The sequence below is a fragment of the Microbacterium sp. ZW3a genome, from assembly GCF_057167165.1.
Map to the genome: position 1 here is coordinate 1,501,402 of NZ_CM169903.1, position 24,155 is coordinate 1,525,556.

Here is a 24,155-nt window from a genome sequence, read left to right on the forward strand (position 1 = left end):
GTCTCAGCGCTCGACGTCGTCGCGCAGACGGGCCTCGGGCAGCCACACGGGCTCGGTCTGCCGGGCCACCGGGATGCGGGTGCCCAGCACCTGGGCCACCACGTCGTGCGCAATCTTGGACGCCGTGAGACCGGCATCCTCGAGAATCTGCTCGCGCGTGGCGTGATCGATGAACTCGTCGGGGATGCCGAGCTCGTCGACGGCCGTATCGACACCGGCCTCGCGCAGCACCTGGCGCACGCGGGTTCCGACCCCTCCCACCCGGATGCCGTCTTCGATCGTGATGACCAGGCGGTGCTCGCGTGCGAGGTCCACGATCGAGGGCTGCACCGGGATCGCCCAGCGCGGGTCGATCACGGTCGCGCCGATGCCCTGCGCGCGCAGGCGCTCGGCGACCTCCATGGCGAGGTGCACCATCGGTCCGATGCCGATGAGGAGAACGTCGTCGGAGGTGCCGCGGGCGAGCACGTCGACTCCATCGTCGAGACGCTCGATCGCTTCGAGATCGGCCGGCACACCGCCCTTGGGGTAGCGCACCACCGTGGGGGCATCGCCGACGGCGACCGCCTCGCGGAACTCTTCGCGCAGACGCGCGGCATCGCGCGGAGCGGCGATCCGGATGCCGGGGACGAGCTGCAGCATCGCGAGGTCCCAGATGCCGTGGTGGCTCGGGCCGTCGGGACCGGTGACGCCGGCGCGGTCGAGCACGAACGTGACGCCGGCTTTGTGCAGGGCGACATCCATCATCACCTGGTCGAACGCGCGGTTCATGAAGGTGGCGTAGATCGCCACGACCGGGTGCAGGCCACCGAAGGCGAGGCCGGCGGCGGAGGCCACCGCGTGCTGCTCGGCGATCCCGACGTCGTACACGCGCTCGGGGAAGCGCTCAGCGAACGACTGCAGCCCCGTGGGGCGCAGCATCGCCGCGGTCATCGCGATGACGTCGTCGCGTTCGGCCCCCACCGCGGTCAGCTCGTCGGCGAAGACGTCGGTCCACTGCTGCCCGCTCCCCGATCCGAGGGCCTCGCCGGTGATCGGGTCGATCTTGCCGACGGCGTGGAACTGGTCGGCCGTGTCGCTGAGCGCGGGCGCGTATCCGCTGCCCTTGTCGGTGATGGCGTGCACGATCACGGGGGCGCCGTACGACTTCGCGAGCTCGAGCGTCTCAATGAGCGACTCGAAGTCGTGGCCGTCGATCGGGCCGAGGTACTTGATGTCGAGGTTGCTGTACAGCGCCTCGTTGTTGGTGAAGCGCGACAGGAAGCCGTGCGTGCCGCCGCGCACGCCGCGGTAGACCGCGCGGGCAGCGGGCCCGAGACGCCGGAAGAGGGTGGCCGAGCTCTGGTGGAGGTGACGGTAGGCCTCATTCGTGCGCACACGGTTGAGGTAACGCGCCATTCCCCCGATTGTCGGGGCGTAGGAGCGTCCGTTGTCGTTGACGACGATGACGAGGTTGCGGTCATTGTCGTCGCTGATGTTGTTCAGCGCCTCCCACGTCATCCCGCCGGTGAGGGCGCCGTCACCCACGACCGCGACGACGTGCCGGTCGGTGCGACCGGTACGGGAGAAAGCGCGCGAGACGCCGTCGGCCCAGCTGAGCGAGCTCGACGCGTGCGAGGACTCGACGATGTCGTGCTCGCTCTCGGAGCGCTGCGGGTAGCCCGCGAGCCCGCCGCGGGAGCGAAGCTTGGCGAAGTCTTGGCGGCCGGTGAGCATCTTGTGGACGTAGGACTGGTGCCCGGTGTCGAAGATGATCGGGTCGGCCGGAGAGTCGAAGACGCGGTGGAGGGCGATCGTCAGCTCGACGACGCCGAGGTTCGGTCCGAGGTGGCCGCCGGTGCGGGCGACGTTCTCGACGAGGAACGAGCGGACCTCGGCCGCCAGCTGGCGCAGCTGGTCGGGAGTGAGGTCGTCGAGATCACGGGGACCGTGGATGCCGGGTAGGAGAGCCATGTGACTCCTCTCGTGCGGTGCGCGTAGAGGTCTGCGCGTCTGTCGATTCTAGTGTCGGCAAGCGAGACCGGCCCGGCAACGGCTTGCGCCCCCAATGCGTGAGTCGCCAGGATTTGTCGCCTCCGCCCTCGGCGAGGCGACAAATCCTGGCGACTCACGCGGGGAAACGCGACCGCGCCCCGGGGGCCGAAGCTCCCGGGGCGCGGTGCGGTGGCGTCAGACGAGCGAACGCAGCACGTACTGCAGGATGCCGCCGTTGCGGTAGTAGTCGGCCTCACCGGGGGTGTCGATGCGGACCACGGCGTCGAACGTCACGGTCTGCTTGCCCTCGGGCGAGAACTCGCTCGGCTCGGCGGTGACCTTCACCGTCTTGGGCGTGACGCCCTCGTTGAGCTGCTCGAGACCCTCGATCGAGACGATCTCGGTGCCGTCCAGGCCCAGCGACGCCCAGCTCTGGCCCACGGGGAACTGCAGCGGGACGACGCCCATGCCGATGAGGTTCGAGCGGTGGATGCGCTCGAAGCTCTCGGTGATGACGGCTTTGACGCCCAGGAGGTTCGTGCCCTTGGCTGCCCAGTCGCGCGACGAGCCGGAGCCGTACTCCTTGCCGCCGAAGATGACCAGCGGCGTACCCTGAGCCTGGTAGTTCTGGCTCGCGTCGTAGATGAACGACTGCGGTCCGCCCGGCTGCGTGAAGTCGCGGGTGTAGCCACCCTCGACGACCTTGCCGTCGTTGACGGCCGCGACCATCTCGTTCTTCAGGCGGATGTTGGCGAACGTGCCGCGGATCATGACCTCGTGGTTGCCACGGCGCGAGCCGTAGGAGTTGAAGTCCTTCTGCGAGACGCCGTGCTCGGTCAGGTACTGAGCGGCCGGCGTGCCGGCCTTGATGTTGCCGGCCGGGCTGATGTGGTCGGTGGTCACCGAGTCGCCGAGCGTCGCCATGACGCGGGCACCGGTGATGTCGCGGACCGCGTCGGGCTCCATGGTCATGCCGTCGAAGTAGGGAGCCTTGCGCACGTAGGTGGAGTCGGCATCCCACTCGAAGACCGGACCGGTCGGGGTCGGCAGGTTCTTCCAGCGCTCGTCACCCTCGAAGACGGTGGCGTACTGCTGGATGAACTGCTCGCGCGAGATCGACGCGTCGATGATCGACTGCACCTGGTCGGGGGCGGGCCAGATGTCTTTCAGGAAGACGTCGTCGCCGTTCTGGTCCTTGCCGAGCGCGTCGGTCTCGAAGTCGAAGTTCATCGAGCCGGCCAGCGCGTAGGCCACGACGAGGGGCGGCGAGGCGAGGTAGTTCATCTTCACGTCGGGGCTGATGCGGCCCTCGAAGTTGCGGTTGCCCGAGAGGACCGCCGTCACGGCGAGGTCGTTCTCGTTGATGGCCTCGGAGACCTCTTCGATGAGCGGCCCGGAGTTACCGATGCAGATCGTGCAGCCGTAGCCGACGGTGTAGAAGTCCAGACCCTCGAGCGCCTTGTCGAGACCCGACTTCTCGTAGTAGTCGGTCACGACCTTCGAGCCCGGGCCGAGCGTCGTCTTGACCCACGGCTTGCGCTTCAGACCCTTGTCGACGGCGTTCTTGGCGAGCAGGCCGGCCGCGATCATGACCGAGGGGTTCGACGTGTTCGTGCACGACGTGATCGCCGCGAGGGTGACCGCACCGTTGTCGAGCAGGTAGGACTGGCCCTCGGGCGTGGTGACCTTGACCGGCTTGGACGCGTTCACGGGGTGACCCGACGAGATCAGGACCTCGTTCTCGATGACGTCGTCCTCTTCCTCGCCGGGCACCGAGCCCGGGTCGGAGGCGGGGAAGCTGCCGTCGACCTCGAGGTCGACGACCGAGTCCGACGAGGAGGCCGCGGCGTAGTTGACGATGTCCTTCTCGAACTGCGACTTCGCCTCGGACAGAAGGATGCGGTCCTGCGGACGCTTCGGGCCGGCGATCGAGGGGACGACGGTCGAGAGGTCGAGCTCCATGAACTCGCTGAAGACGAGCTCGCGGGCCGGGTCGTGCCAGAGCTTCTGCTCCTTGGCGTACGCCTCGACGAGGGCGACGGTCTGCTCGTCGCGGCCGGTGAGGCGCAGGTACTCGAGCGTGACGTCGTCGATCGGGAACATCGCCGCGGTGGAGCCGAACTCGGGGCTCATGTTGCCGATGGTGGCGCGGTTGGCCAGCGGCACGGATGCCACGCCCTCACCGTAGAACTCGACGAACTTGCCCACGACGCCGTGCTTGCGGAGCATGTCGGTGATGGTGAGCACGACGTCGGTCGCGGTGACACCCGCGGGGATCTCGCCGTTGAGCTTGAAGCCCACCACGCGCGGGATCAGCATGGACACGGGCTGACCGAGCATGGCGGCCTCGGCCTCGATGCCGCCGACGCCCCAGCCCAGCACGCCCAGGCCGTTGACCATGGTGGTGTGCGAGTCGGTGCCGACACAGGTGTCGGGGTACGCACGCAGAACACCGTCGACGGTGCGGTCGTAGACGACCTTGGCCAGGTGCTCGATGTTGACCTGGTGCACGATGCCGGTGCCCGGGGGAACGACCTTGAAGTCGTCGAAGGCCGTCTGGCCCCAGCGCAGGAACTGGTAGCGCTCCCCGTTGCGCTCGTACTCGATCTCGACGTTGCGCTCGAGGGCGTTCTCGCTGCCGAAGAGATCGGCGATGACCGAGTGGTCGATGACCATCTCGGCGGGCGAGAGCGGGTTGATCTTGTTCGGGTCGCCGCCGAGGGCCGTGACCGCTTCGCGCATGGTGGCGAGGTCGACGATGCAGGGGACACCGGTGAAGTCCTGCATCACGACGCGGGCGGGCGTGAACTGGATCTCGGTGTCGGGCTCGGCGGTCGGATCCCACGAGCCGAGGGCGCGAATCTGCTCCTCGGTGACGTTGGCTCCGTCTTCGGTGCGGAGAAGGTTCTCGAGCAGCACCTTGAGGCTGAACGGGAGCTTCTCGTACCCGGCGACGGTGTCGATACGGAAGATCTCGTAGTCGGTGCTGCCGACCGTCAGGGTGCTCTTGGCACCGAAGCTGTCAACCGTGGACACGATCGTCTCCTTCGTCGGCGAATGCGCAGGCGTCGGCCCGCCCTCTCCCATTTTCCCCTCGCGGTGCAGACGATGCCAGGAAGGCCGACCTAACCGAGAGCGGGGGGAGATTTATCTTGATATCGAGATAAATATATCAGGCCTCGCGGCGTGCGGACAGCGCACGCACGGCGAGCCACGTGACCGCGAGCAGGGGCGCGAACAGCGGCAGGCCCATGATGATCTTGAGAGTTCCGAGCGCGGTGACGTCGCCGGCGAAGTACAGCGGGAGCTGCACGATCAACCGTGCCGCGAACAGCGCCGCCCAGGCCAGGGAGAGCAGCGAGTACACCCGGCGCTGGCGCTTGTCGGCGCGCCAGGTGGTGCCCTGACCCAGGAGGTACCCGGCGGCGAGGCCGATGAGCGGCCAGCCCACGAGCACCGAGACGAGGAACGCGGTGCCGTAGGCGCCGTTGGTGAAGAAGCCGAAGACGAAGTTGTCCTGCCCGCGTCCGGTGAACAGGGCGAGCAGCGCGGCGGCCACCGTGGCAACGAGTCCGCCGATCGCGGCGCTCGGCGGCGACTTGGCGACCAGTCGCGCAATCGTGAAGACGACCGCCAGCCCCACCGAGACCCCGAGGCTCAGCAGGAGGTTGCCCTGGCGTGTCTCGGGATCGGTCGTGATCGTGAACAGCACGACGAACGCCAGTGACGGCAGGACGGATTCCAGGATGCCGCGCCACCCGCCCATCGCCGACCACACGGCAGCGCCGGTGGAGGCGTGTGCCGCGGGATCGAGGCCGGCGCGGCGCGCGGCGCTCCCGAGAGCCGCCGAGACACTGTCGGCCGCCGACGGCGGCTCGAGGGGAACGCGGTCGTCGCCGTCGGGGCGAGAGGCGTCGTTCATGCCGCGCCGGGGGTGCCCGGCATCCGCAGCGGGATCAGATCGCGCGGCGGCATGGGGGATCCGCCGCGGACGACGACGATCGAACGGAAAAGGTCTTCGACCGCTGCTGCGGCCTCGACGTCGGAGGTCGCGGCGCCGCCGACGACGCCGCGGAGGAACCAGCGGGGGCCGTCGACGCCGATGAACCGGGCAAGGCGCTTGGCGGCGCCGTCGGCGCCGGCCACGACGGGCACCTCGGCGAGCAGTTCCGGACCGAGAGGGCCCTCGCGCTCCTCGACGCGTCCGCCCTGCTGCTTGACCTGCTGGCGGATCTGGTCGCGGGTCTCTTCCCACAGGCCGCTCGTGCGCGGGGCAGCGAAGGGCTGCACCTGAAGGGTGGAATCGGCGTAGTCGAGGCCGACGGCGACGATGCGCTTGGTCTGCTCTTCGACCTCGAGGCGGAGGTTCAGGCCCTCGCGCGGGAGGATTTTGATTCCCCCGAGGTCGATGTAGGGACGGACGGCGTTGGCCTCCGCCTCGTCGAAGGGGCCCGCGGTCTCGCGATCCGCCGGGCCGCTCTTGGCGGGTGGGGTGGTCTCGATCTGCTGCTCGGAGTCGTCGGTCATCGGGTGCTCCCTTGGAGGGTCTGGTATCCGCTGGATCCGAAGCCGCCCTCGCCGCGCACGCTGGCGGGGAGTTCGTCGACGGGCACGAAGCGCACGGTCGGAACGGGCATGACGATCAGCTGTGCGATGCGGTCGCCGACGGCGATGTCGTAGGGCTGGTCGAGATCGGTGTTGAGCAGGGCGACTTTGATCTCGCCGCGGTATCCGGCGTCGATCGTTCCGGGCGAGTTCACGATCGTGATGCCGTGCTTGGCGGCGAGGCCGCTGCGCGGCACGACGAACGCGGCATATCCCTCGGGGAGAGCGATGCGCACACCCGTCGAGACGAGGGCGCGCCGTCCGGGCTCCAGCCGCAGGGCCTCGGCGGAGGTCAGGTCGGCTCCGGCGTCGCCGGGGTGGGCGAAGACCGGGGGCTCGGATGCGACAATGAGGACGTCCACCGTTTCGGTCACCCCACGAGGGTAATGCAGAAGAGGGGGTGCGGCATCCGCACTGGAATCGAGTACCGCGAACGCCTGAGCCCGTCGCTGTGGGCGCTTGGGGCGGCGGCGATCTGCGGGCCCATGGCTGCCCTGGTCTTCTCCCCCATCGACACCACCCTCGCGATGGTCGTGGGGCTCGTCGTGGCGGTGGCGGTCGTCGTGCTGCTGGTCGTCCTGTCGCCCGTCGTAGAAGTGCGCAACGGCGAACTCCGCGCTGGACGCGCGCATATCCCCGTCGACCTCCTCGGAGAGCCCCGGGGAAGCGTTGCGGATGAGGCGCGAACGGCCCGCGGGAGTGGTCTCGACCGGCGGGCCTGGCATGCGATCCGGGGCGGGATCGACGGGATCGTCACGGTTCCCGTGAACGATCCCGACGATCCGACTCCGATGTGGGTGGTGTCCACCCGGACGCCGGATCGCCTTGTCGCGGCGATCCAGCGCGCTCAGGTCAGGCTGCGCATTCCCGGCAAATGAAGCCGGGTCCGCTTTCCTCGGCGATCTGGGAGCGGTGCTTGACCAGGAAGCAGTTCATGCAGGTGAACTCGTCTTCCTGGGGCGGGAGCACCACGACGTCGAGCTCGATGTCCGACAGGTCGGCGCCGGGCAGCTCGAAGCCCGAGGGGTTGTCGGCATCCTCGCTGTCGATCGACCCCGACGTTTTGTCGGGCACGCGCTCCTTGAGGGCCTCGATCGACTCGCTGTCGTCCTCGGTCTTGCGCGGTGCGTCGTAATCGGTGGCCATGCGTGCGGGTCTCTACTTCCGGTTTCCTGTGGTGCGTCGCCCGAACGGGCGGCCATAGTTTGCATGACCCGCCCCCGATAAGCAAATGCGATCGCGGGGGGTTGCGCGGGCTGCGACGCGTCAAACTCGCGGCGCGCCCGCGATATTCCCGGCTGAGACCCGGAGGCCGTGCCAGCATGGGCGTCGACCGCAGATCGGAGGGGTGTTTCGCATGGAACAGCTCAAAGTCATCGGAACCGAGGATGACGTCCTCGTCGTCGCGACCGAATCGGGCGAACGTTTCGCCCTGCCGCTGGACGAGGTTCTGCGCGCGGAGGCGCGCCGTGCGCGCCGTGGGCGCGAGCACGACGACGACCGCGCGCCCCGTCCGAGCCCACGAGAAGTGCAGGCGCACATTCGCGCGGGCCTTTCCGCACGCGAGGTCGCGACATTGCTGAACGCCCGCGTCGAGGACGTCGAGCGGTTCGAGGGGCCGGTGCTGGCCGAGCGCGAGCACGTCGTGGCTCAGGCTCTTGCCGTGCCCGTCTTGCTCGGCGGTGCCCTCGAGCAGGACACGGCCATCACCTTCGGGGCGGCGGTCCGCGCCAAGCTCGCCGATGCCGGCGCCTCCGCGGAGCGGTGGACGAGCTGGAAAGACCCGTCGGGCTGGATGATCAAGCTCGAATTCACCGCCAACGGCATCGACCACGACGCTCGGTGGGGGTTCGACCCGCGCCGCAGCAGCCTCTCGCCGCAGAACTCCGACGCGATCCAGCTGTCGCGACAGGGCTCGCTTCCCGAGGGGCTGATCCCGCGGCTGCGGGCGCTGGACACCCCGCTGCCCAAGGACGACACGCGCTTCGACAGCGGCGCGTTCGGCCCGAGACGGCTCGACATCGAGGACGAACCCGGCGTCGAGGCGACGGGCCCCGTGGCTTCTGCGGCTCAGACGGCGGCGATCAAGCGCTCTCCGGACGCCCCCGTGGCCTCTTCCGAGACCGCCGATCTGCTCGAGGCGCTCCGGCGCCGCCGGGGGCAGCGCGAACCGCTTCCCGGGGCCGCCGAGGTGCGCGAGCCCGAGCCGCGACCGGTGGGAGCACCCGTGGCTCTCTTCGACGCCCTCGAGCCGGGCTACCGTTCCGACGAGACCGATCCGGCGCCCTCCCCCGAGCCCGACCGTGCGCCCTCTCCCTCGGCATCCGCCGATTCGGGCCGTCGGACGAAGGGGCGGCCGTCCATGCCCTCGTGGGACGAGATCGTCTTCGGCGCACGGACCGACGAGAGCTGAACGGCCGGCGTCGCCAGTCGCTCAGGCGAACGCGCCGAGCCGCAGCAGCGGAACGGTGCGCTCCTCTTCGGTGAGTGAGCCGTGCTGTCCGATCATCCGTTGCGGGCGCTTGTCGGCCTCGCGGTCGTCGTAGTACGCGTAGCGGCCGCGCGCCGCGACGAGCACGTCGCCGATCCGTTCGCGCACCTCGTCGGCGACGGGCCCGAACAGCCCGGCGGTGATCGCGTCATCGCGGGTGAGCACCCAGGCCCGCGCGTGCTCCCGCTCGCGCCACCGCGCGGCCACGGCATCCGCGTGTCCGGGGGTGGCGTACACGTGCAGCATGCGGGGCTCGCCGCCGATGAGCTCCACGCCCTCCAGCAGGTCGGCGCCCTGGCGCAGAAGGACGTGCTTGTGCGCGGGTACATCGACCATGCCGTGGTCGGCGGTGACGATCACCCCGGTGCGTGGATCGATCGCGGCGGCGAGGTCGCGCGCGGCGGCGTCGACGCGTTCGAGGGCGTCGGTCCAGCGATCGGACTCCCACCCGTCGCGGTGGCCCGCGCTATCGAGGTCGGGCGCGTACAGGTACACGAGAGCCCCGGGATGCCGCGCCGCCAGGTCGGCGGCGATGGCGGCGCGCTCCCCCACATCGGCAGCGGAGACGAACTGGGCGCCGCGCAGAGTCGCGGCGGTGAAGCCGGTGCCGGTGTAGTCGGGACGCGATACGACGAAGCACGGACGACCGTGCTCGGCTTCGACCTCGAAGAGCGGTCGGCTGCGCTGCCAGGTGTGCGGGTCGAGACCGTCGGTCTCCCAGCCGTGCAGTTGGTTCGGGGCCGTCCGTGTGCCGGGGATGCGCGCGCGGTAGCCGACGATGCCGTGGGTGCCGGGCTCGGTGCCGGTGAGCAGGCTCGTCAGGGCAGAGGCGGTGGTCGAGGGGAAGACCGTCCACGCGACATCGCGGCGAGAGCCGGCCGACCCGAGGAAGCGAGCGTGTCCGCGACGGGCGGCCAGATTGTGCGTGCCCAGTCCGTCGACCACGAACACGATGGCGCTGCGGGCCGGGGCGAGCCACGTCGACTCCCGCGACAGGGCGGCGATCGCCTCGGTCACCACACCGGTGAGGCTCCGGGCGCGCGGCGGGGCCGCCGGTAGGCTGAGGGACATCGGGGCCAGTCTTCCATACGACTCTCCGCCCCCGTCGAGATCGACGCCCGCCCGACCCGAGGCCGCACCTATGCCCGATTCCCGTTCCTCCTCCGCTTCCCCCATCGCCGAGCGCATCGAAGACGTCGATGTCTCCGCCGAGATGCAGGGGTCGTTCCTCGAGTACGCCTACTCGGTCATCTACTCGCGCGCGCTGCCGGATGCGCGCGACGGTCTGAAGCCCGTGCAGCGCCGCATCCTGTACCAGATGGCAGAGATGGGCCTGCGTCCCGACCGCGGACACGTCAAGAGCGCCCGCGTCGTCGGTGAGGTGATGGGAAAGCTCCACCCCCACGGCGACGCGCCGATCTACGACGCCCTCGTGCGCCTGGCGCAGCACTTCTCGCTGCGCGTGCCGCTGATCGACGGGCACGGCAACTTCGGGTCCCTCGACGACGGCCCCGCGGCCCCGCGTTACACCGAGGCGCGGCTCGCGCCCCCCGCGCTCGCGCTCACAGAGAACCTCGACGAAGACGTCGTGGATTTCGTGCCCAACTACGACGGCCAGTTCCAGCAGCCCGACGTGCTGCCCGCGGCTTTCCCGAACCTGCTCGTCAACGGCGCCACCGGCATCGCGGTCGGCATGGCGACGAACATGGCCCCGCACAACCTCATCGAGGTCGTCGGCGCCGCTCGGCACCTGCTGCAGAACCCGGATGCCACGGTCGAGGAGCTCATGGAGTTCGTCCCGGGTCCCGACCTCCCCTCGGGGGGGATCATCGTCGGACTCGACGGGATCAAGGACGCCTACACGAACGGCCGTGGTTCCTTCCGCACCCGCGCCAAGTCATCGATCGAGTCGCTGGGCCCGCGTCGCACGGGCATCGTCATCACCGAGCTCCCCTACCTGGTGGGGCCGGAGCGGGTGATCGAGAAGATCAAAGACGCCGTGCAGGCCAAGAAGCTCACCGGTATCGCCGACGTCACCGACCTCAGCGACCGTCAGCACGGGCTTCGGCTGGTCATCGGCATCAAGACGGGCTTCGACCCGAAGGCGGTGCTCGAGCACCTCTACCGGCTCACGCCGCTGGAGGATTCCTTCGGCATCAACAACGTCGCCCTCGTCGACGGGCAGCCCCAGACCCTCGGGCTGCGCGAAATGCTGCGGGTGTACCTCGACCACCGCATCCGTGTCGTCACCCGGCGGAGCGAATACCGGTTGGCTCGCAAGCGCGAACGCCTGCACCTCGTCGAGGGCCTTCTCATCGCGATCCTCGACATCGACGAGGTCATCCAGGTCATCCGTTCCTCCGACGACGGGGAGGAGGCCCGCACGCGCCTGCAGGAGGTCTTCGACCTCTCCCACCCCCAGGCCGAGTACATCCTCGAGCTGCGCTTGCGGCGCCTGACGAAGTTCTCGCGCATCGAGCTCGAGGCCGAGCGCGATCAGCTCCAGGCCGAGATCGATCAGCTGGTCGAACTCCTCAGCAGCGACGTCCTGCTGCGGGGCCAGGTCTCCAGCGAACTCGACGCCGCAGCCGAGGCCTACGGGACGCCGCGCCGGACGATGCTGCTCAACGGCGGCCCCGTGCAGCCGCGGTCGGCGAAGGCGGCGGTCATCGCCGACCTCCAGATCGCCGACGCCCCGTGCCGCGTCTTCCTCTCGGCCACCGGGCGGATGGTGCGCGCCGAGCTCACCGCCGACGCCCCCGGCGGAGGGGTGGTTCCGCCCTCACGCCGCGCGAAGCACGACGCGGTGCGCTCGTCCGTCGACACCACGACGCGCGGCGACATCGGCGCGGTCACCTCGGCCGGGCGCCTCGTGCGCTTCTCCCCCGTCGACCTTCCCTCCGTGCCGGGCAACTCCGTGCATTTGGCGGCGGGAACGAAGGTGGAGCAGTACCTCACCCTCGCCAAGGGCGAGGAGGTCGTGGCTCTCGTGCCGCTCGCCGACGCCCCTCCGATCGCCCTTGGCACCGCCCACGGTGTCGTCAAGCGCGTGTCCGCGTCCGAGCTCGGCACCAAGCCCGAGATCGAGATCATCGCGCTCCGCGACGGCGACCGGGTCGTCGGGGCCGCGACGGCGTCCGACGCGGCGGAGCTCGTCTTCGTGGCCAGCGACGCCCAGCTCCTGCGCTTCGACGCCTCGTCGGTGCGGCCGCAGGGTCGCTCGGCCGGTGGCATGAGTGGCATCCGTCTGTCCGACGGCGCGCACGTCATCGCTTTCGCGGTCGTCGGCGGCTCGGCGTTCGACGCGGTCGTCGTCACCGTCGCCGGCTCCTCTTCGGCTTTGGCGGGAACGGATGCCGGAAGCGCCAAGGTCTCGGCCTTCACCGAGTTCCCCGCGAAGGGGCGTGCCACCGGGGGTGTGCGGGCGCAGCGCCTGCTGCGCGGCGAAGACGCCCTCGTGCTGGCCTGGGTCGGATCCGACCCGCGGGCGGTGGGGACCGACGGCTCCACGCGTACGCTCCCCGAGCCGGGAGCGAAACGCGACGCCTCGGGAACCCCCCTCGACGCGGCGGTCGGCGCCATCGGCACGACCATCCGCTGAGTCGGGGCTCAGCCCCCGTGGCCCCGGCCGGGATGCCGGGGGTCAGACGTCGATGCGCTCGCGGGCCAGCCGGTCACTGGAGTCGACGATGAACTCGCGGCGGGGAGCGACCTCGCTGCCCATCAGCAGATCGAACACCTGCGACGCGGCTTCCATGTCGCGCACCTGGACGCGCCGGAGCATGCGACCGGCGCGGTCCATCGTGGTGGTCGCGAGCTGGTCGGCATCCATTTCGCCGAGGCCCTTGTAGCGCTGGATCGGCTCCTGCCAGCGCTTGTTGGCCTTTCGCAGCTTCGTGAGCAGGGCGTGCAACTCTTGCTCGCTGTAGGTGTAGATGGTCTCGTTGGGCTTGGATCCGTGGTTGATCACGATGACCCGGTGCAGCGGCGGGACGGCGGCGAACACCCGGCCGGCCTCGACGAGCGGGCGCATGTAGCGGAAGAAGAGCGTCAGCAGCAGGGTGCGGATGTGCGCCCCGTCCACGTCGGCGTCGCTCATCAGGATGACCTTGCCGTAGCGGGCCGCGTCGAGATCGAAGGAGCGCCCGGAGCCGGCACCGATCACCTGGATGATCGAGGCGCACTCGGCGTTGGACAGCATGTCGCTGATCGACGCCTTCTGCGTGTTGAGGATCTTGCCGCGAATCGGCAGCAGTGCCTGGTACGCGCTGTTGCGCGCGTCGCGAGCAGTGCCGAGGGCGGAGTTTCCCTCGACGATGAACAGCTCGGAGTCGGCGACGTCGTTGGTTCGGCAGTCCACGAGCTTGGATGGCAGCGACGAGGACTCGAGGGCGTTCTTTCGGCGCTGCGTCTCTTTGTGGGTGCGCGCAGAGATGCGCGCCTTCATCTCGGAGACGATCTTCTCGAGAAGCTGCGCGGTCTGCGCCTTGTCGTCGCGCTTGGGCGAGGCGAACCGCGCCGCGAGCTCTGTGCCGACGACCTGAGCGACGATCTGGCGGACCGCCGGGGTGCCGAGCACCTCTTTGGTCTGCCCCTCGAACTGCGGCTCGGGCAGGCGGACGGTGAGCACCGCCGTGAGGCCGGCGAGGATGTCGTCTTTCTCGATCTTGTCGTTGCCCACCTTGAGCTTGCGGGAGTTCTGCTCGACCTGCGCCCGCAAAATCTTCATGAGGCCCTGCTCGAAGCCCTGCTGATGGGTTCCGCCCTTGGGCGTGGAGATGATGTTGACGAACGAGCGGGTGGTGGTGTCGTACCCCGTTCCCCATCGCACCGCGATGTCGACCTCGCACACGCGCTCGACCTCGGTGGGGATCATCGATCCACCGGGCTGGAGCACGGGCACCGTCTCGGTGAACGTGCCCGATCCCGTGAGCCGCCACGTGTCGGTGATCGCCGCGTCGGGGGCGAGGAACTCGGCGAACTCCGAGATGCCGCCGTCGAAGCGGTAGCTCGTTTCGACGGGCTCGTCACCGCGCTCGTCGGTGATGACGATCTCGAGACCGGGAACGAGGAACGCCGTCTGACGCGCGCGCTGCACCAACTCGTCGAGGCCGAACGCCGCATCTTTCGTGAAGATCTGCCGATCGGCCCAGTAGCGGATGCGCGTACCGGTGACCCCGCGGGGAGCCTTTCCGACCACCCGCAGTTCGCTGCTGCGCTCGAACGGGGTGAAGGTCGAATCGGGGCCGTCGCCGGCGAAAAGGCCGGGCTCGCCGCGGTGGAACGACATTGCGTAGGTCTTGCTCGCGCGGTCGACCTCGACGTCGAGGCGCTCGGACAGGGCGTTGACCACCGAGGCGCCCACGCCGTGCAGACCGCCCGACGCAGCGTACGAGCCACCGCCGAACTTGCCGCCGGCGTGCAGCTTGGTGAAGACGACCTCGACTCCGGAGAGGCCCGTGCGCGGTTCGACATCGACGGGGATGCCGCGTGCCCGGTCGCGCACCTCGACGCTGCCGTCGCGGTGGAGCACGATCTCGATACGGGAGCCGTGGCCGGCGAGGGCCTCATCGACGGAGTTGTCGATGATCTCCCACAGGCAGTGCATGAGACCGCGGGAGTCGGTGGAGCCGATGTACATGCCCGGGCGCTTGCGCACCGCCTCGAGGCCCTCGAGAACCTGGAGATGATGGGCGGAATACTCGGACGTCACAATCTCCCAGCGTAATCGGGGCCTCCGACATCGCTCTGCAGCCACACGGAGCCGGCGGGGCGACGTACGCGCACAGCGAAATGTCAGGCCCCAGGGGCATAGGGGAAACATCCCCGTGGTTCTATTGACAGACTCGCCCAACGACCACCGAGGAGGGCAACAGACATGAACACCACGACCGCACCCGACGCGACCGTCGTCCTCGACCACCGCCTGACGGCGGCAGATCGCTGCGACTCCTGTGGAGCGCAGGCGTACATCGCCGCCGAGGTCAACGGCAGCGAACTGCTGTTCTGCGCGCACCACGGACGCAAGTACGAAGAGAAGCTGCGCAGCATCGCGACGTCGTGGCACGACGAGACCGCTCGTCTCACCGCCGCCGACTGACGCGCCTTCGTTCGAACGGGCTCCGCGCCGCTCCTCACCGAGCGGAACGGGGCCCGTTCGACGTGTAGTGGCGGGGAATGATCGGCGACACGCGGAGGGCGATCTCTTCGCCGATGGTGTCGATCGCCTCGGCCAGGTCGGTCGCCGTCGACACCGCGCCCGCCCCGAACACCGCGACCTCGTCACCGAGCGCCGCGTCCGGCCACCCTTCGATCACGGTCGAGGTCTCCTCGATGGTGCGCACACGGCGCGGCCCGCCGGGGGTCGCCACGTCGAAGCGCCCCGCGAGCGCGGACGGCAGTCCGTGCAGGTGACCGACGTCCACACGCACCGCGTCTCCGTCGGTCTCGACCACCGTGGCCGACAGCACGGCGATCGGGTCGATTCCCAGGGTGGACTCCCCCGCTCCTCCGGCGGGTCGGATGCCGTACGAGAACGCTCCGACGCGCACCAGGTCTTCGCGGAACGGCGCGCGGGCGAAACCGGCGGCGCTGGCGGCGAGGTGCGAGAACCGCGGCGTGAGCCCCGCGGCGACGGCCGACGCCCGCGCGGCGAGGAACAGGTCACGGGCCTCGTCGTCGTCGGCATCCGAGGCTTCCGCGATGTGCGACCAGAGACCTTCGAAGCGGGCGGCGCCCGTCGCCACGAGGGTGGCGGTGCGCGTCAGTGCGGCGTCCCAGCGTTCGGGCCGGATGCCGTTGCGGTGCAGGCCCGTGTCGATCTTCAGGTGCACGCGCGCCGGCGTCGGCTGCGGGGCGAGGGCCGCGAGATCCTCGAGGAGGGCCTCGTCGCCGATCCCGAGGTCGAGGTCGGCGGTGATCCCCGAGGCAAGGTCATCGGGTGCTCCGAGCAGCCAGACGAAGATGCGGGCGTCGGGCCCCGCGATCGCGCGCACGTCGCGCCCGGTAGCGACGTCGAACGCTCCGAACCACTCGACGCCCTCGGCGCGCGCCCGGCGGACGATGGCTTCGAGACCGTGCCCGTAGGCGTCGTCTTTCACGACGAGCATGTGCTGCGCGGGAGCGATGGTCTCGCGCACGCGGGCGAGGTTGCGGGCGAAGGCGTCGAGGTCGACCCGGTACTCGGCGCTCATGCGACCACCGTCCGCACGGCACGCGTACCGATCGCGGCGACGATCTCGCTCGCGCGCCAGCCGGTGGCATCCGTCCACTCGCTCAGCGAGGGGTGTCCAGCGTGAGGATCGCCGAAGAAGACCACCTCGCTGCCGCGCTCGGGGGTGGCGTCGCCCACATCGACGACGCAGACGTCCATCGCCACTCGCCCAACGATGCGGTGGCGGCGTCCGTCGATGCCGACCGTGGCGAGGTTACCGAGGGAGCGCAGCACGCCCTGCGCGTATCCGCCCGTGACGAGGGCGATGGCGGTGTCGCGGGGAGCGCGGTGCGTGTAGCCGTACGAGACGCCTTCGCCCGCGCGCAGCGGCTTCGTGCCGAGCACACGGCCGCGCAGCGACAGCACGGGACGCGAGCCGTCCGCGCCATCGGGAAGGCCGTACAGCGTGGCAGCGTGGAGCCCGTGCGGGTCGATCCCGTCCTCCGCCAGAACGGATGCCACCCACTGGGCGCCATGACCCCATCCGTCGGCGGCGAGCACGTCGTCGGGCGAGACCGTCGAGGCCAGAGCGGCGTTGGCGCGCAGGTTCTGCGTCGACAGAACGGCCACCGGAGCCACTCCCCCGGCGGTATCGGCGCGGTCGGGAAGGGCGGAGGTCACGCCATCTAGACTATCCGGGTCCCCCGTTCCCGACCCCGGAGTATGCATGCCTCAGCAGGGTTTCTCCCCCGTCACCCGTCTGCGCTACCTCGCCGGACGTGCCCGCCGCATCGACGTGGGCTCGGTGGTCGAGCGAGCCAAAGAGGCGTCGGCGCAGCACAAGAAGGCGTTGCCGCTCGTGGTCGCCGACATGCTGTACCAGGCCGGTGTGAAGAACGTCGGCTTCCAGGACTACATCGACTACGACTTCGCGATCCTCACGCCCGCCGAGCGCGCCACCTATATGACGCACCCGGTGTCGAACCAGATCTCGCAGAAGTACGACCACCCCGACTACCGCTACATCTTCCAGGACAAGGTCGAGTTCGACCGTCGCTTCAGCGAGTTCCTGCGCCGCGACTGGATGATCGTCGACGAGACCAACGCCGACGAGTTGCGCGCGTTCACCGAGCGTCTCGGCACGATCGTCACGAAGGAACCCGTGGGTCAGGCCGGTACCGGTGTGCACCGGTACCACGCTGCCGAGGTCGAGGACTGGGCACAGTTCCATCGCGGTCTGCTCGAACGCGGCGAGATCCTCGTCGAAGAGGTCATCCGCCAGCACGACGACCTCGCGGCGGTCTGCCCGGGCACCGTGAACACCACCCGCGTCACGGCGTTCTTCGACGGCGAGAAGACCCACATCCTGGCGATGGCGCAGAAGTTCGGCCGCGGCGCCGTCAGCGACCAGATGACCTTCGGCGGCTTCTACACGATGCTCGACGAGAACGGCCACGCTCTCGGCGCCGGCTACGACTCGCACGGCCACGTGCACGAGGTGCACCCCGACTCCGGCGCCCGCATCGGCGACTTCCAGCTTCCGCTGATCGACGAGGTGAAGGCGTTCGTCGACCGCGTCGCGCGGGTCGTCCCCCAGGTGCAGTACGTCGGGTGGGACATCGTCGTCGGTCCCGACGGCCCGGTGCTCGTCGAGGGTAACTGGGGCGCCGGCGTCTACGAGAACAAGCCCAGCGTCACCGGCATCCGCACCGGTCACAAGCCGCGCTACCGCGCCGCCATCGGTTTCTGACGTCTGGATGCCGAGAAGGCCCTCTCCCCGTTCGGGAGAGGGCCTTCTGTGTGATCGGCGTCAGGCGGGACGCACGATGCCGAGCGGCGTCGACTCGTGGCCCTGACCGAGCGGGTTGTCCTTGAGGATCGCGACGAGGCGCTTCTCGCCAGCCTTGTCCATCGTGGAACCGAGGATGTTGCCGCCAAGGTCGTTGATGTCGACGACAGCCACCTGGAGGTCGATGCCGAGCAGCGCCTTCAGTCGCGCAGCGACCTCGCGGGGCCGCTCCGGGCCGAGGACCACGGCCTGGTTGTAGGGCGGGATCGTGCCCTTGGTGGGGCCGTCGATGGCGCGAGCCTTGTCGCCCGCGATCCGGTAGAAGTCGCCCTTGCGTCCGAACGCCTTGGTGACGGCCGAGACCGCAGCCGCGAACAGGATGCGGGGCGTCCCGCACTCGCGCAGAGCCATCTCCATCGTCTCGGGCATGCCGAGGCCGATGCCGTAGGGCGTGCGCGTGACGTACTTCGACAGGAACAGCGCGAGCTTGCGGGGCGTGATCGAGTCGAGCTTGTACGAGCGGCCCTGCGTGATCGCGACGATCTTCTCGGTGACGAACAGCAGGTCGCCCGGCTGCACGGCATCCTTCGCGTACTCGAGAATGAACGCATCGAGGTCGTCGCCCGGCATGACGACCCGCGTACGGATCGGAATGCGGGCGTACGACGCGCCTTCGACGGTGACGGTGAGCGCCTTGCCGGCGTTGGCCTGCCCGCTCATTCGAGGTAGTCCCGGAGGGACTGCGAACGGCTGGGATGGCGCAGCTTGGCCATTGTCTTCGACTCGATCTGGCGGATCCGCTCGCGCGTCACGCCGAACGTGTCACCGATCTGATCGAGCGTCTTGGGCTGGCCGTCGCCGAGACCGAAGCGCATGCGGATGACACCGGCCTCGCGCTCGCTGAGCGAGTCCAGGAGCGACTCGAGCTGACGCTGCAGCATCGTGAAGCCCACGGCGTCTGCCGGGACGACTGCCTCGGTGTCTTCGATGAGGTCGCCGAACTCGCTGTCGCCGTCCTCACCCAGGGGCGTGTGCAGCGAGATGGGCTCTCGACCGTACTTCTGCACCTCGATGACCTTTTCGGGGGTCATGTCGAGTTCGCGGCTGAGCTCTTCCGGGGTGGGTTCGCGCCCGAGGTCTTGCAGCATCTGCCGCTGGACGCGGGCGAGCTTGTTGATGACCTCGACCATGTGCACCGGGATGCGGATGGTGCGGGCCTGGTCGGCCATGGCGCGCGTGATCGCCTGGCGGATCCACCAGGTCGCGTAGGTCGAGAACTTGAAGCCCTTGGTGTAGTCGAACTTCTCGACCGCACGGATGAGGCCCAGGTTTCCTTCCTGGATGAGGTCGAGGAACTGCATCCCGCGACCGGTGTAGCGCTTGGCGAGGGAGACGACCAGACGGAGGTTCGCGCCGAGCAGGTGGCTCTTCGCGCGCTGCCCGTCACGGGCCACCCACTGCAGGTCGAGACCCAGCTGGCTGGTCTTCTCGGCCGCCGACATGTTCGACAGCTTCTCTTCGGCGAACAGGCCCGCCTCGATCCGCATCGCGAGCTCGACCTCTTCGGCCGCGTTCAGGAGCGGGACCTTGCCGATCTGCTTCAGGTAGTCCTTGACCGGGTCGGCGGTGGCGCCGGTGATCTGCGCCGAGTAGACGGGGACGTCGTCTTCATCGCTCGAGGAGATGACGATCGCGCCGGTCGGGAGCGCCTCGACGGGCGTCGCCGGGGTCTCGTCGTCGTCGTCGCTGTCGTCGTCCGTCTTCTTCGCCGCCGGCTTCGCCGTGTCGTCGCTGTCGTCGTCGGAGTCATCCGCAACTTCGACCTCTTCGTCGATGTCTTCCTCGACGTCATCCTCATCGAGGTCATCGTCGGCCTTGGCCTTCGTCTTCGCCTTGGCGGGCGAGGCCTTGGCCTTGGCCGGGGCCTTCTTCGCCGCCGTCTTCGTCGACGCGGTCGTGGTCTCCTCCGCGGTGTCGAGATCGGTGTCCTTCGCACTGCGGGAGCGGGTCTTGGTGTTCGTGCCTGCCACGTTTCGCCTTTCACCGGGAACGCGCGTTGCACGGCCGCCGGTCGTTCTCGGACACTAGTAAGACCCTTGTCAAGTCCAATCGTCGGAGCGGGGCTCCTGGATCGGCCGACAATGGGTCAGGTTCTTTATTGTCTCACATCCTCAGCGCGGGACTTGACGCGAACCGGGGATCTGTGCCTAGACAACGTCGAGCGGGTGTTCGCTATTCCGTGGCGGCCGCGGGTGAGCTGACCGTGGGCCCCGCGTGGGGCGCGGAACTCAGCCCAGTCGTCCCCGCCGGTCATCGTCGCCGGGGCGGGTCGCCAGGAAGCGCTCCAGTTCGGCGGCGAGCTCGTCGGCGCTCGGCAGGTCGCCGGTGTGGATGATCGGTGTCGCCTGAGTCGAGCCGGCCATGTAGGAGTCGTAGCGCTCCTCCAGTCCCTGCAGCATTCGCGTGAGTTCTTCGCTGCCGTCGACCTGCTCCGTGACCTTTCCGAGGAATTCACGGTTCTCTTCGCGGAGCACCTCGCCGGAGAACACCAGCCCCGTCGCGACCGTCAGGCTGTCGAGGCCGGCCAGCGCGGCGGCGGGATACTCGGTGTCGCCGAGGTAGTGCGGGACGAGCAGAGCGAATCCGACGACTTTCGCCCCCGCCTCCGCGAAGCGGTACTCGAGCAAGTGGCCCACGGTGGAGGGGACGTGCGTGTGGGGGCGCCAAACCGAGTGGGCCTCGGCCAGGTCTTTGCGTGTTCCGCTGACGGTGGTTCCGATCGGGCGCGTATGAGGGACCGGCATCGGGATGGCGTGCACCCACGTGATCGACGACACCTGCAGCCCCGCACTGAGTTCCAGCACGCTCTCGACGAACGCCTCCCACAGGAAGTCCGGCTCGTAGCCGGCGAGGAGGAGGAAGGGGTTACCGACCGAGTCGTGCGCGAGTGACAGCTCGAGGCGCGGCGGGCGGTAGTCGGTGAGGTGATCTTCGACGAACGTGATGAGCGGCCGACGCGCGCGGTAGTCGAGCAGCGTGTCGTTGTCGAACACGACCACCGGGTTCGGCTCGAGGTCATCGCGGAAGTACTCGACCAGGCGCGTGACCGCTCCGCCCGCATCGGTGAACCCGGTCAGCGTGATCACCAAGGGGAGCCCCGACGGCACGGGTGGCGCTGCGGGGGCGCGGTCGTACAGCGGTGCGGGATACGGCATACCTCCACTCTACGAGCCGGGTCGGATGAGGCGGCGGCGGGGCGTCCCGCTTCTAGCGAACAGGCGCGAACCTAGGATGGAGTCATGCCGTTTCCCTCCGTGACGCACACCGATGTCCCCGCTCTCGAGTCCGACGCCGATGCGATTCTTCTGGTCGTGGCGAAGTCCGACGAGACCGGACCCGACCCGCAGGGGTGGGAGGGCCTCGGCGCCGCGCTGAAGTCGGTCGGGTTCACGGGCGCCGTGGGGTCGTTCCAACGCGTGCATGTGCCGGGCGTCGAACTGCCGGTGGCCGTCGCGGGTGCCGGGTCGACTCCGGATGCCGCCGCCCTTCGCGACGCGGCCGGAACCGGCCTGCGTCAGCTCACGGGCTTCGAGCACGTCGTCGTTCAGTCTCTGGTCGCCGGCGACTGGCGCCCGCTCGCCGAGGGGGCGGCGCTGGGCGGCTACCGCTTCGCCGGATACAAGACAGAAGCGCCGAAGGCACGAGCCTCTCGTGTGTCGGTCTACACGGCCGAGGCGCCCAGCGATGCCGATCTCGCCGCCGTCCCCGCCGTCGCGGGTGCCGTGGCGCTCGTGAAGGACCTGGTGACGACTCCCGCCGAATGGCTCGGGCCCGCCGACTTCGCTGACGCCGCCGTCGAGGCGGTCGCCGACCTCCCCGTTCAGGTAGAGGTGCTCGATGAGAACGCGCTCCGTGAGGGGGGCTACGGAGGGATCCTCGGCGTCGGCCAGGGCTCCGACCGCCCGCCGCGCCTGGTTCGCCTGGAGTACTCGCCCGCCGACGCCGTGCGCCACATCGCGCTCGTGGGCAAGGGCATCACGTTCGACACCGGCGGTCTCTCCCTCAAGCCCGCGGCATCCATGGTCGGCATGAAGTACGACATGTGCGGTGCCGCGACGGTCCTGTCGGTCGTGAAGGCTGCCGCCGAGATGGCGCTCCCCGTGCGGGTGTCCGCCTGGCTGTGCATCGCCGACAACATGCCCTCGGGCCGAGCCACCCGCCCGGGCGACGTGCTGCGCATGCTCGACGGCAGCACCGTGGAGGTGCTGAACACCGACGCCGAGGGTCGGCTCGTCCTCGCCGACGGTCTGGTCGCCGCGAGCCGCGAGAACCCCGATCTCATCGTCGATGTCGCCACACTCACCGGCGCGATCACGGTGGCCCTCGGCAACCGCCACACGGGGGTCATGGGAGAAGACGAGGCTGTCGCCGAGTATCTCGCCGCCGCGGGGCGCGTTTCTGAGCTCGCGTGGCAGCTGCCGCTGCCGGCACACATGGTCGACGACCTCGACTCCCCCATCGCCGACCTCCAAAACGCCAAGATCGGTGACCCGGCCGGAGGCTCGCTGTTCGCCGGGTTGTTCCTCCGCCACTTCGTCGGCCGCGTCTCCGACGCCGCCGACGCCCCTCGCATTCCCTGGGTGCACCTCGACATCGCCGGTGTCGGCATGAACAAGGGCGCCCCGTACGGATACACCGACAAGGGTGTGACGGGCGCGACTGTGCGTGCGCTCGTCGAGATGATCTCCGCGGGGACCGTGCGATGACCGAGTACGACGCCGACGTGGTCGTGCTGGGCGGGGGCAGCGGCGGATATGCCGCTGCGCTGCGCCTCGCCGAGCTCGGGAAGGACGTCGTGCTCGTCGAGAAGGACAAGCTCGGGGGAACGTGCCTGCACCGCGGGTGCATCCCCACCAAGGCGCTCCTCCACGCCGCCGAGGTCGCCGACGCCGCGCGCGGCGCGGTCGACATCGGGGTGCAGGCGTCGTTCGACGGCATCGACCCGGCGCGCGTCCGTGCGTACCGCGAGGGAATCGTCGCCAAGAAGTTCAAGGGGTTGGAAGGCCTCATCTCCGCCCGGGGCATCCGCGTCGTTCGCGGCGACGGCGTGCTCGAGGCGGGACCGTCGGTACGCGTCGGCGACGACGTGTACCGCGGTGGCGACGTCATTCTCGCGACCGGCTCGTACAGTCGCACTCTGCCCGGTCTCGAGATCGGCGGTCGGGTTCTGGGTAGCGAGCAGGCGCTCGACCTCGAGGTCGTTCCGGAGCGTGTCGTCGTGCTCGGCGGCGGTGTCATCGGTGTCGAATTCGCGAGCGTCTGGCGCTCGTTCGGCGTCGAGGTGACGATCGTCGAGGCGCTCCCCCATCTTCTTCCCGCCGAGGATGTCTCTTCCAGCAAGGCTCTCGAGCGGGCATTCCGCAAGCGCGGGATCGGCTTCCACCTCGGCCGGCGGTTCTCGTCGGTGAACGCGCGGGAGGACGGCGTGACCGTCGTCCTGGACGACGGCACCGAACTGGATGCCGACTACGTGCTGGTCGCCGTCGGCCGCGGCCCCGCGACCGCGGGTCTCGGGTTCGAAGAGGTCGGTGTGCGGTTGGAGCGCGGTTTCGTGAGCACCGATGAGCGTCTGCGGACCGCGGCCCCGCACGTGTGGGCTGTCGGGGATATCGTTCCCGGTCTGCAACTGGCGCACCGCGGCTTCCAGCAGGGCATCTTCGTCGCCGAGGAGATCGCGGGCCTGTCGCCGGCCCTCGTGCCCGACGTCGATGTGCCGCGCGTCGCGTATTCGCACCCGGAAGTGGCCTCCGTGGGGCTCACCGAGGCGCAGGCCCAGGATCGTTACGGTTCCGAGTCCATTCGCGCCTACGAGTACAACCTCGCGGGGAACGGACGCAGCGAGATCCTCGGCACCGCGGGCATCGTGAAGATCGTCCGCCGGGTCGACGGACCCGTCGTGGGCGCGCATCTCGTGGGCGACCGCGTCGGTGAACTCATCTCCGAAGCGCAACTCGTCGTGGGCTGGGAGGCGCATCCCGAAGACGTCGCGCCGTTCGTCCACGCCCACCCCACACAGAGCGAAGCACTGGGTGAAGCGTTCCTCGCCCTGGCCGGCAAGCCCCTGCACGCACTCTGACCCCCCA

Annotated in this window: 20 protein-coding genes; 7 read left to right on the forward strand and 13 right to left on the reverse strand. The window is 69.3% G+C overall.

The features are described 5' to 3' along the window. Positions 1 to 3 precede the first annotated feature (3 nt). The 5 genes from dxs to dut all read right to left on the reverse strand — a co-directional run bounded on the left by dxs (position 4) and on the right by dut (position 6,953). A complete protein-coding gene (dxs, locus tag ACU6WY_RS07050; RefSeq protein WP_483821731.1) occupies positions 4 to 1,953 on the reverse strand; it encodes a 1-deoxy-D-xylulose-5-phosphate synthase in 1,950 nt (649 codons plus the stop codon). Between the two features lie 216 nt (positions 1,954 to 2,169). Then, the gene (locus ACU6WY_RS07055) at positions 2,170 to 5,010 is read right to left on the reverse strand and encodes an aconitate hydratase (protein ID WP_483821732.1); all 2,841 of its coding nucleotides are present in this window, start codon (positions 5,008 to 5,010) and stop codon (positions 2,170 to 2,172) included. A 136-nt stretch (positions 5,011 to 5,146) separates the two neighbouring features. Beyond that, positions 5,147 to 5,896, reverse strand: a complete 750-nt coding sequence (locus ACU6WY_RS07060; RefSeq protein WP_483821733.1) for a DUF3159 domain-containing protein — start codon at positions 5,894 to 5,896, stop codon at positions 5,147 to 5,149. Then, the gene (locus ACU6WY_RS07065) at positions 5,893 to 6,501 is read right to left on the reverse strand and encodes a DUF3710 domain-containing protein (protein ID WP_483821734.1); all 609 of its coding nucleotides are present in this window, start codon (positions 6,499 to 6,501) and stop codon (positions 5,893 to 5,895) included. Before ACU6WY_RS07065 ends, ACU6WY_RS07060 begins: the two co-directional genes overlap by 4 nt. Further along, positions 6,498 to 6,953 (reverse strand): dUTP diphosphatase, encoded by a 456-nt coding sequence (gene dut, locus ACU6WY_RS07070; RefSeq protein ID WP_483821735.1) that lies wholly within the window; start codon positions 6,951 to 6,953, stop codon positions 6,498 to 6,500. The genes ACU6WY_RS07065 and dut overlap by 4 nt, the downstream gene beginning before the upstream one ends. A gap of 12 nt (positions 6,954 to 6,965) precedes the next feature. Between dut and ACU6WY_RS07075 the strand changes: the two genes are divergently transcribed. Further along, entirely contained in the window at positions 6,966 to 7,457 is a 492-nt protein-coding gene (locus ACU6WY_RS07075) for a DUF3093 domain-containing protein (protein ID WP_483821736.1), read from the forward strand. Here ACU6WY_RS07075 and ACU6WY_RS07080 read toward each other — a convergent pair. Further along, positions 7,432 to 7,725, reverse strand: coding sequence for a DUF4193 domain-containing protein (locus tag ACU6WY_RS07080; RefSeq protein ID WP_483821737.1), 294 nt, complete (start codon positions 7,723 to 7,725; stop codon positions 7,432 to 7,434). The two genes, ACU6WY_RS07075 and ACU6WY_RS07080, sit on opposite strands and share 26 nt — an antisense overlap. A gap of 211 nt (positions 7,726 to 7,936) precedes the next feature. On the opposite strand from ACU6WY_RS07080, the gene sepH reads away from it, so the two are divergent. Then, positions 7,937 to 8,992, forward strand: a complete 1,056-nt coding sequence (gene sepH, locus ACU6WY_RS07085; RefSeq protein ID WP_483821738.1) for a septation protein SepH — start codon at positions 7,937 to 7,939, stop codon at positions 8,990 to 8,992. 21 nt (positions 8,993 to 9,013) lie between these two features. Here sepH and ACU6WY_RS07090 read toward each other — a convergent pair whose 3' ends face one another. Then, positions 9,014 to 10,141, reverse strand: coding sequence for an alkaline phosphatase family protein (locus tag ACU6WY_RS07090; protein ID WP_483821739.1), 1,128 nt, complete (start codon positions 10,139 to 10,141; stop codon positions 9,014 to 9,016). A gap of 70 nt (positions 10,142 to 10,211) precedes the next feature. Here ACU6WY_RS07090 and ACU6WY_RS07095 point away from each other — a divergent pair, with 70 nt between their 5' ends. Further along, complete coding sequence (locus ACU6WY_RS07095) at positions 10,212 to 12,671, forward strand: DNA gyrase/topoisomerase IV subunit A (protein WP_483821740.1); 2,460 nt, start codon at positions 10,212 to 10,214, stop codon at positions 12,669 to 12,671. Between the two features lie 42 nt (positions 12,672 to 12,713). Here ACU6WY_RS07095 and ACU6WY_RS07100 read toward each other — a convergent pair whose 3' ends face one another. Further along, on the reverse strand, positions 12,714 to 14,786 hold the full coding sequence (locus ACU6WY_RS07100; protein WP_483821869.1) for a DNA gyrase/topoisomerase IV subunit B: 2,073 nt from the start codon (positions 14,784 to 14,786) through the stop codon (positions 12,714 to 12,716). A gap of 162 nt (positions 14,787 to 14,948) precedes the next feature. On the opposite strand from ACU6WY_RS07100, the gene ACU6WY_RS07105 reads away from it, so the two are divergent. Further along, positions 14,949 to 15,170 carry a DUF7455 domain-containing protein gene (locus tag ACU6WY_RS07105; RefSeq protein ID WP_483821741.1) on the forward strand — a complete coding sequence of 74 codons (222 nt, stop codon included), beginning with the start codon at positions 14,949 to 14,951 and terminating at the stop codon, positions 15,168 to 15,170. A gap of 34 nt (positions 15,171 to 15,204) precedes the next feature. Here ACU6WY_RS07105 and ACU6WY_RS07110 read toward each other — a convergent pair whose 3' ends face one another. Then, complete coding sequence (locus ACU6WY_RS07110) at positions 15,205 to 16,263, reverse strand: alanine racemase (protein WP_483821742.1); 1,059 nt, start codon at positions 16,261 to 16,263, stop codon at positions 15,205 to 15,207. Next, complete coding sequence (locus tag ACU6WY_RS07115; protein ID WP_483821743.1) at positions 16,260 to 16,904, reverse strand: alanine racemase C-terminal domain-containing protein; 645 nt, start codon at positions 16,902 to 16,904, stop codon at positions 16,260 to 16,262. Before ACU6WY_RS07115 ends, ACU6WY_RS07110 begins: the two co-directional genes overlap by 4 nt. 46 nt (positions 16,905 to 16,950) lie before the next feature. Between ACU6WY_RS07115 and ACU6WY_RS07120 the strand changes: the two genes are divergently transcribed. Next, positions 16,951 to 17,973 carry a sugar-transfer associated ATP-grasp domain-containing protein gene (locus ACU6WY_RS07120; protein WP_483821744.1) on the forward strand — a complete coding sequence of 341 codons (1,023 nt, stop codon included), beginning with the start codon at positions 16,951 to 16,953 and terminating at the stop codon, positions 17,971 to 17,973. A gap of 60 nt (positions 17,974 to 18,033) precedes the next feature. On the opposite strand, the gene ACU6WY_RS07125 is transcribed toward ACU6WY_RS07120, so the two are convergent. From ACU6WY_RS07125 to ACU6WY_RS07135, 3 genes are all read right to left on the reverse strand, one after another. Continuing rightward, positions 18,034 to 18,732, reverse strand: a complete 699-nt coding sequence (locus ACU6WY_RS07125) for a coenzyme F420-0:L-glutamate ligase (protein ID WP_483821745.1) — start codon at positions 18,730 to 18,732, stop codon at positions 18,034 to 18,036. Next, entirely contained in the window at positions 18,729 to 20,042 is a 1,314-nt protein-coding gene (locus ACU6WY_RS07130) for an RNA polymerase sigma factor (protein ID WP_483821746.1), read from the reverse strand. The genes ACU6WY_RS07125 and ACU6WY_RS07130 overlap by 4 nt, the downstream gene beginning before the upstream one ends. Before the next feature lie 258 nt (positions 20,043 to 20,300). Next, positions 20,301 to 21,227 (reverse strand): proteasome assembly chaperone family protein, encoded by a 927-nt coding sequence (locus ACU6WY_RS07135; RefSeq protein ID WP_483821747.1) that lies wholly within the window; start codon positions 21,225 to 21,227, stop codon positions 20,301 to 20,303. Between the two features lie 84 nt (positions 21,228 to 21,311). Here ACU6WY_RS07135 and ACU6WY_RS07140 point away from each other — a divergent pair, with 84 nt between their 5' ends. Continuing rightward, on the forward strand, positions 21,312 to 22,778 hold the full coding sequence (locus ACU6WY_RS07140; protein ID WP_483821748.1) for a leucyl aminopeptidase: 1,467 nt from the start codon (positions 21,312 to 21,314) through the stop codon (positions 22,776 to 22,778). Beyond that, positions 22,775 to 24,148 (forward strand): dihydrolipoyl dehydrogenase, encoded by a 1,374-nt coding sequence (gene lpdA, locus ACU6WY_RS07145; protein ID WP_483821749.1) that lies wholly within the window; start codon positions 22,775 to 22,777, stop codon positions 24,146 to 24,148. Before ACU6WY_RS07140 ends, lpdA begins: the two co-directional genes overlap by 4 nt. Positions 24,149 to 24,155 lie beyond the last annotated feature (7 nt).

Bases quoted from the DNA above. Each gene is read 5' to 3' on its own strand.
- dxs (WP_483821731.1), bottom strand. From the start codon at position 1,953: ATGGCTCTCCTACCCGGCATCCACGGTCCCCGTGATCTCGACGACCTC.
- ACU6WY_RS07060 (WP_483821733.1), bottom strand. From the start codon at position 5,896: ATGAACGACGCCTCTCGCCCCGACGGCGACGACCGCGTTCCCCTCGAG.
- ACU6WY_RS07065 (WP_483821734.1), bottom strand. From the start codon at position 6,501: ATGACCGACGACTCCGAGCAGCAGATCGAGACCACCCCACCCGCCAAG.
- ACU6WY_RS07075 (WP_483821736.1), top strand. From the start codon at position 6,966: ATGCAGAAGAGGGGGTGCGGCATCCGCACTGGAATCGAGTACCGCGAA.
- ACU6WY_RS07080 (WP_483821737.1), bottom strand. From the start codon at position 7,725: ATGGCCACCGATTACGACGCACCGCGCAAGACCGAGGACGACAGCGAG.
- sepH (WP_483821738.1), top strand. From the start codon at position 7,937: ATGGAACAGCTCAAAGTCATCGGAACCGAGGATGACGTCCTCGTCGTC.
- ACU6WY_RS07090 (WP_483821739.1), bottom strand. From the start codon at position 10,141: ATGTCCCTCAGCCTACCGGCGGCCCCGCCGCGCGCCCGGAGCCTCACC.
- ACU6WY_RS07095 (WP_483821740.1), top strand. From the start codon at position 10,212: ATGCCCGATTCCCGTTCCTCCTCCGCTTCCCCCATCGCCGAGCGCATC.
- ACU6WY_RS07105 (WP_483821741.1), top strand. From the start codon at position 14,949: ATGAACACCACGACCGCACCCGACGCGACCGTCGTCCTCGACCACCGC.
- ACU6WY_RS07110 (WP_483821742.1), bottom strand. From the start codon at position 16,263: ATGAGCGCCGAGTACCGGGTCGACCTCGACGCCTTCGCCCGCAACCTC.
- ACU6WY_RS07120 (WP_483821744.1), top strand. From the start codon at position 16,951: ATGCCTCAGCAGGGTTTCTCCCCCGTCACCCGTCTGCGCTACCTCGCC.
- ACU6WY_RS07125 (WP_483821745.1), bottom strand. From the start codon at position 18,732: ATGAGCGGGCAGGCCAACGCCGGCAAGGCGCTCACCGTCACCGTCGAA.
- ACU6WY_RS07135 (WP_483821747.1), bottom strand. From the start codon at position 21,227: ATGCCGTATCCCGCACCGCTGTACGACCGCGCCCCCGCAGCGCCACCC.
- ACU6WY_RS07140 (WP_483821748.1), top strand. From the start codon at position 21,312: ATGCCGTTTCCCTCCGTGACGCACACCGATGTCCCCGCTCTCGAGTCC.
- lpdA (WP_483821749.1), top strand. From the start codon at position 22,775: ATGACCGAGTACGACGCCGACGTGGTCGTGCTGGGCGGGGGCAGCGGC.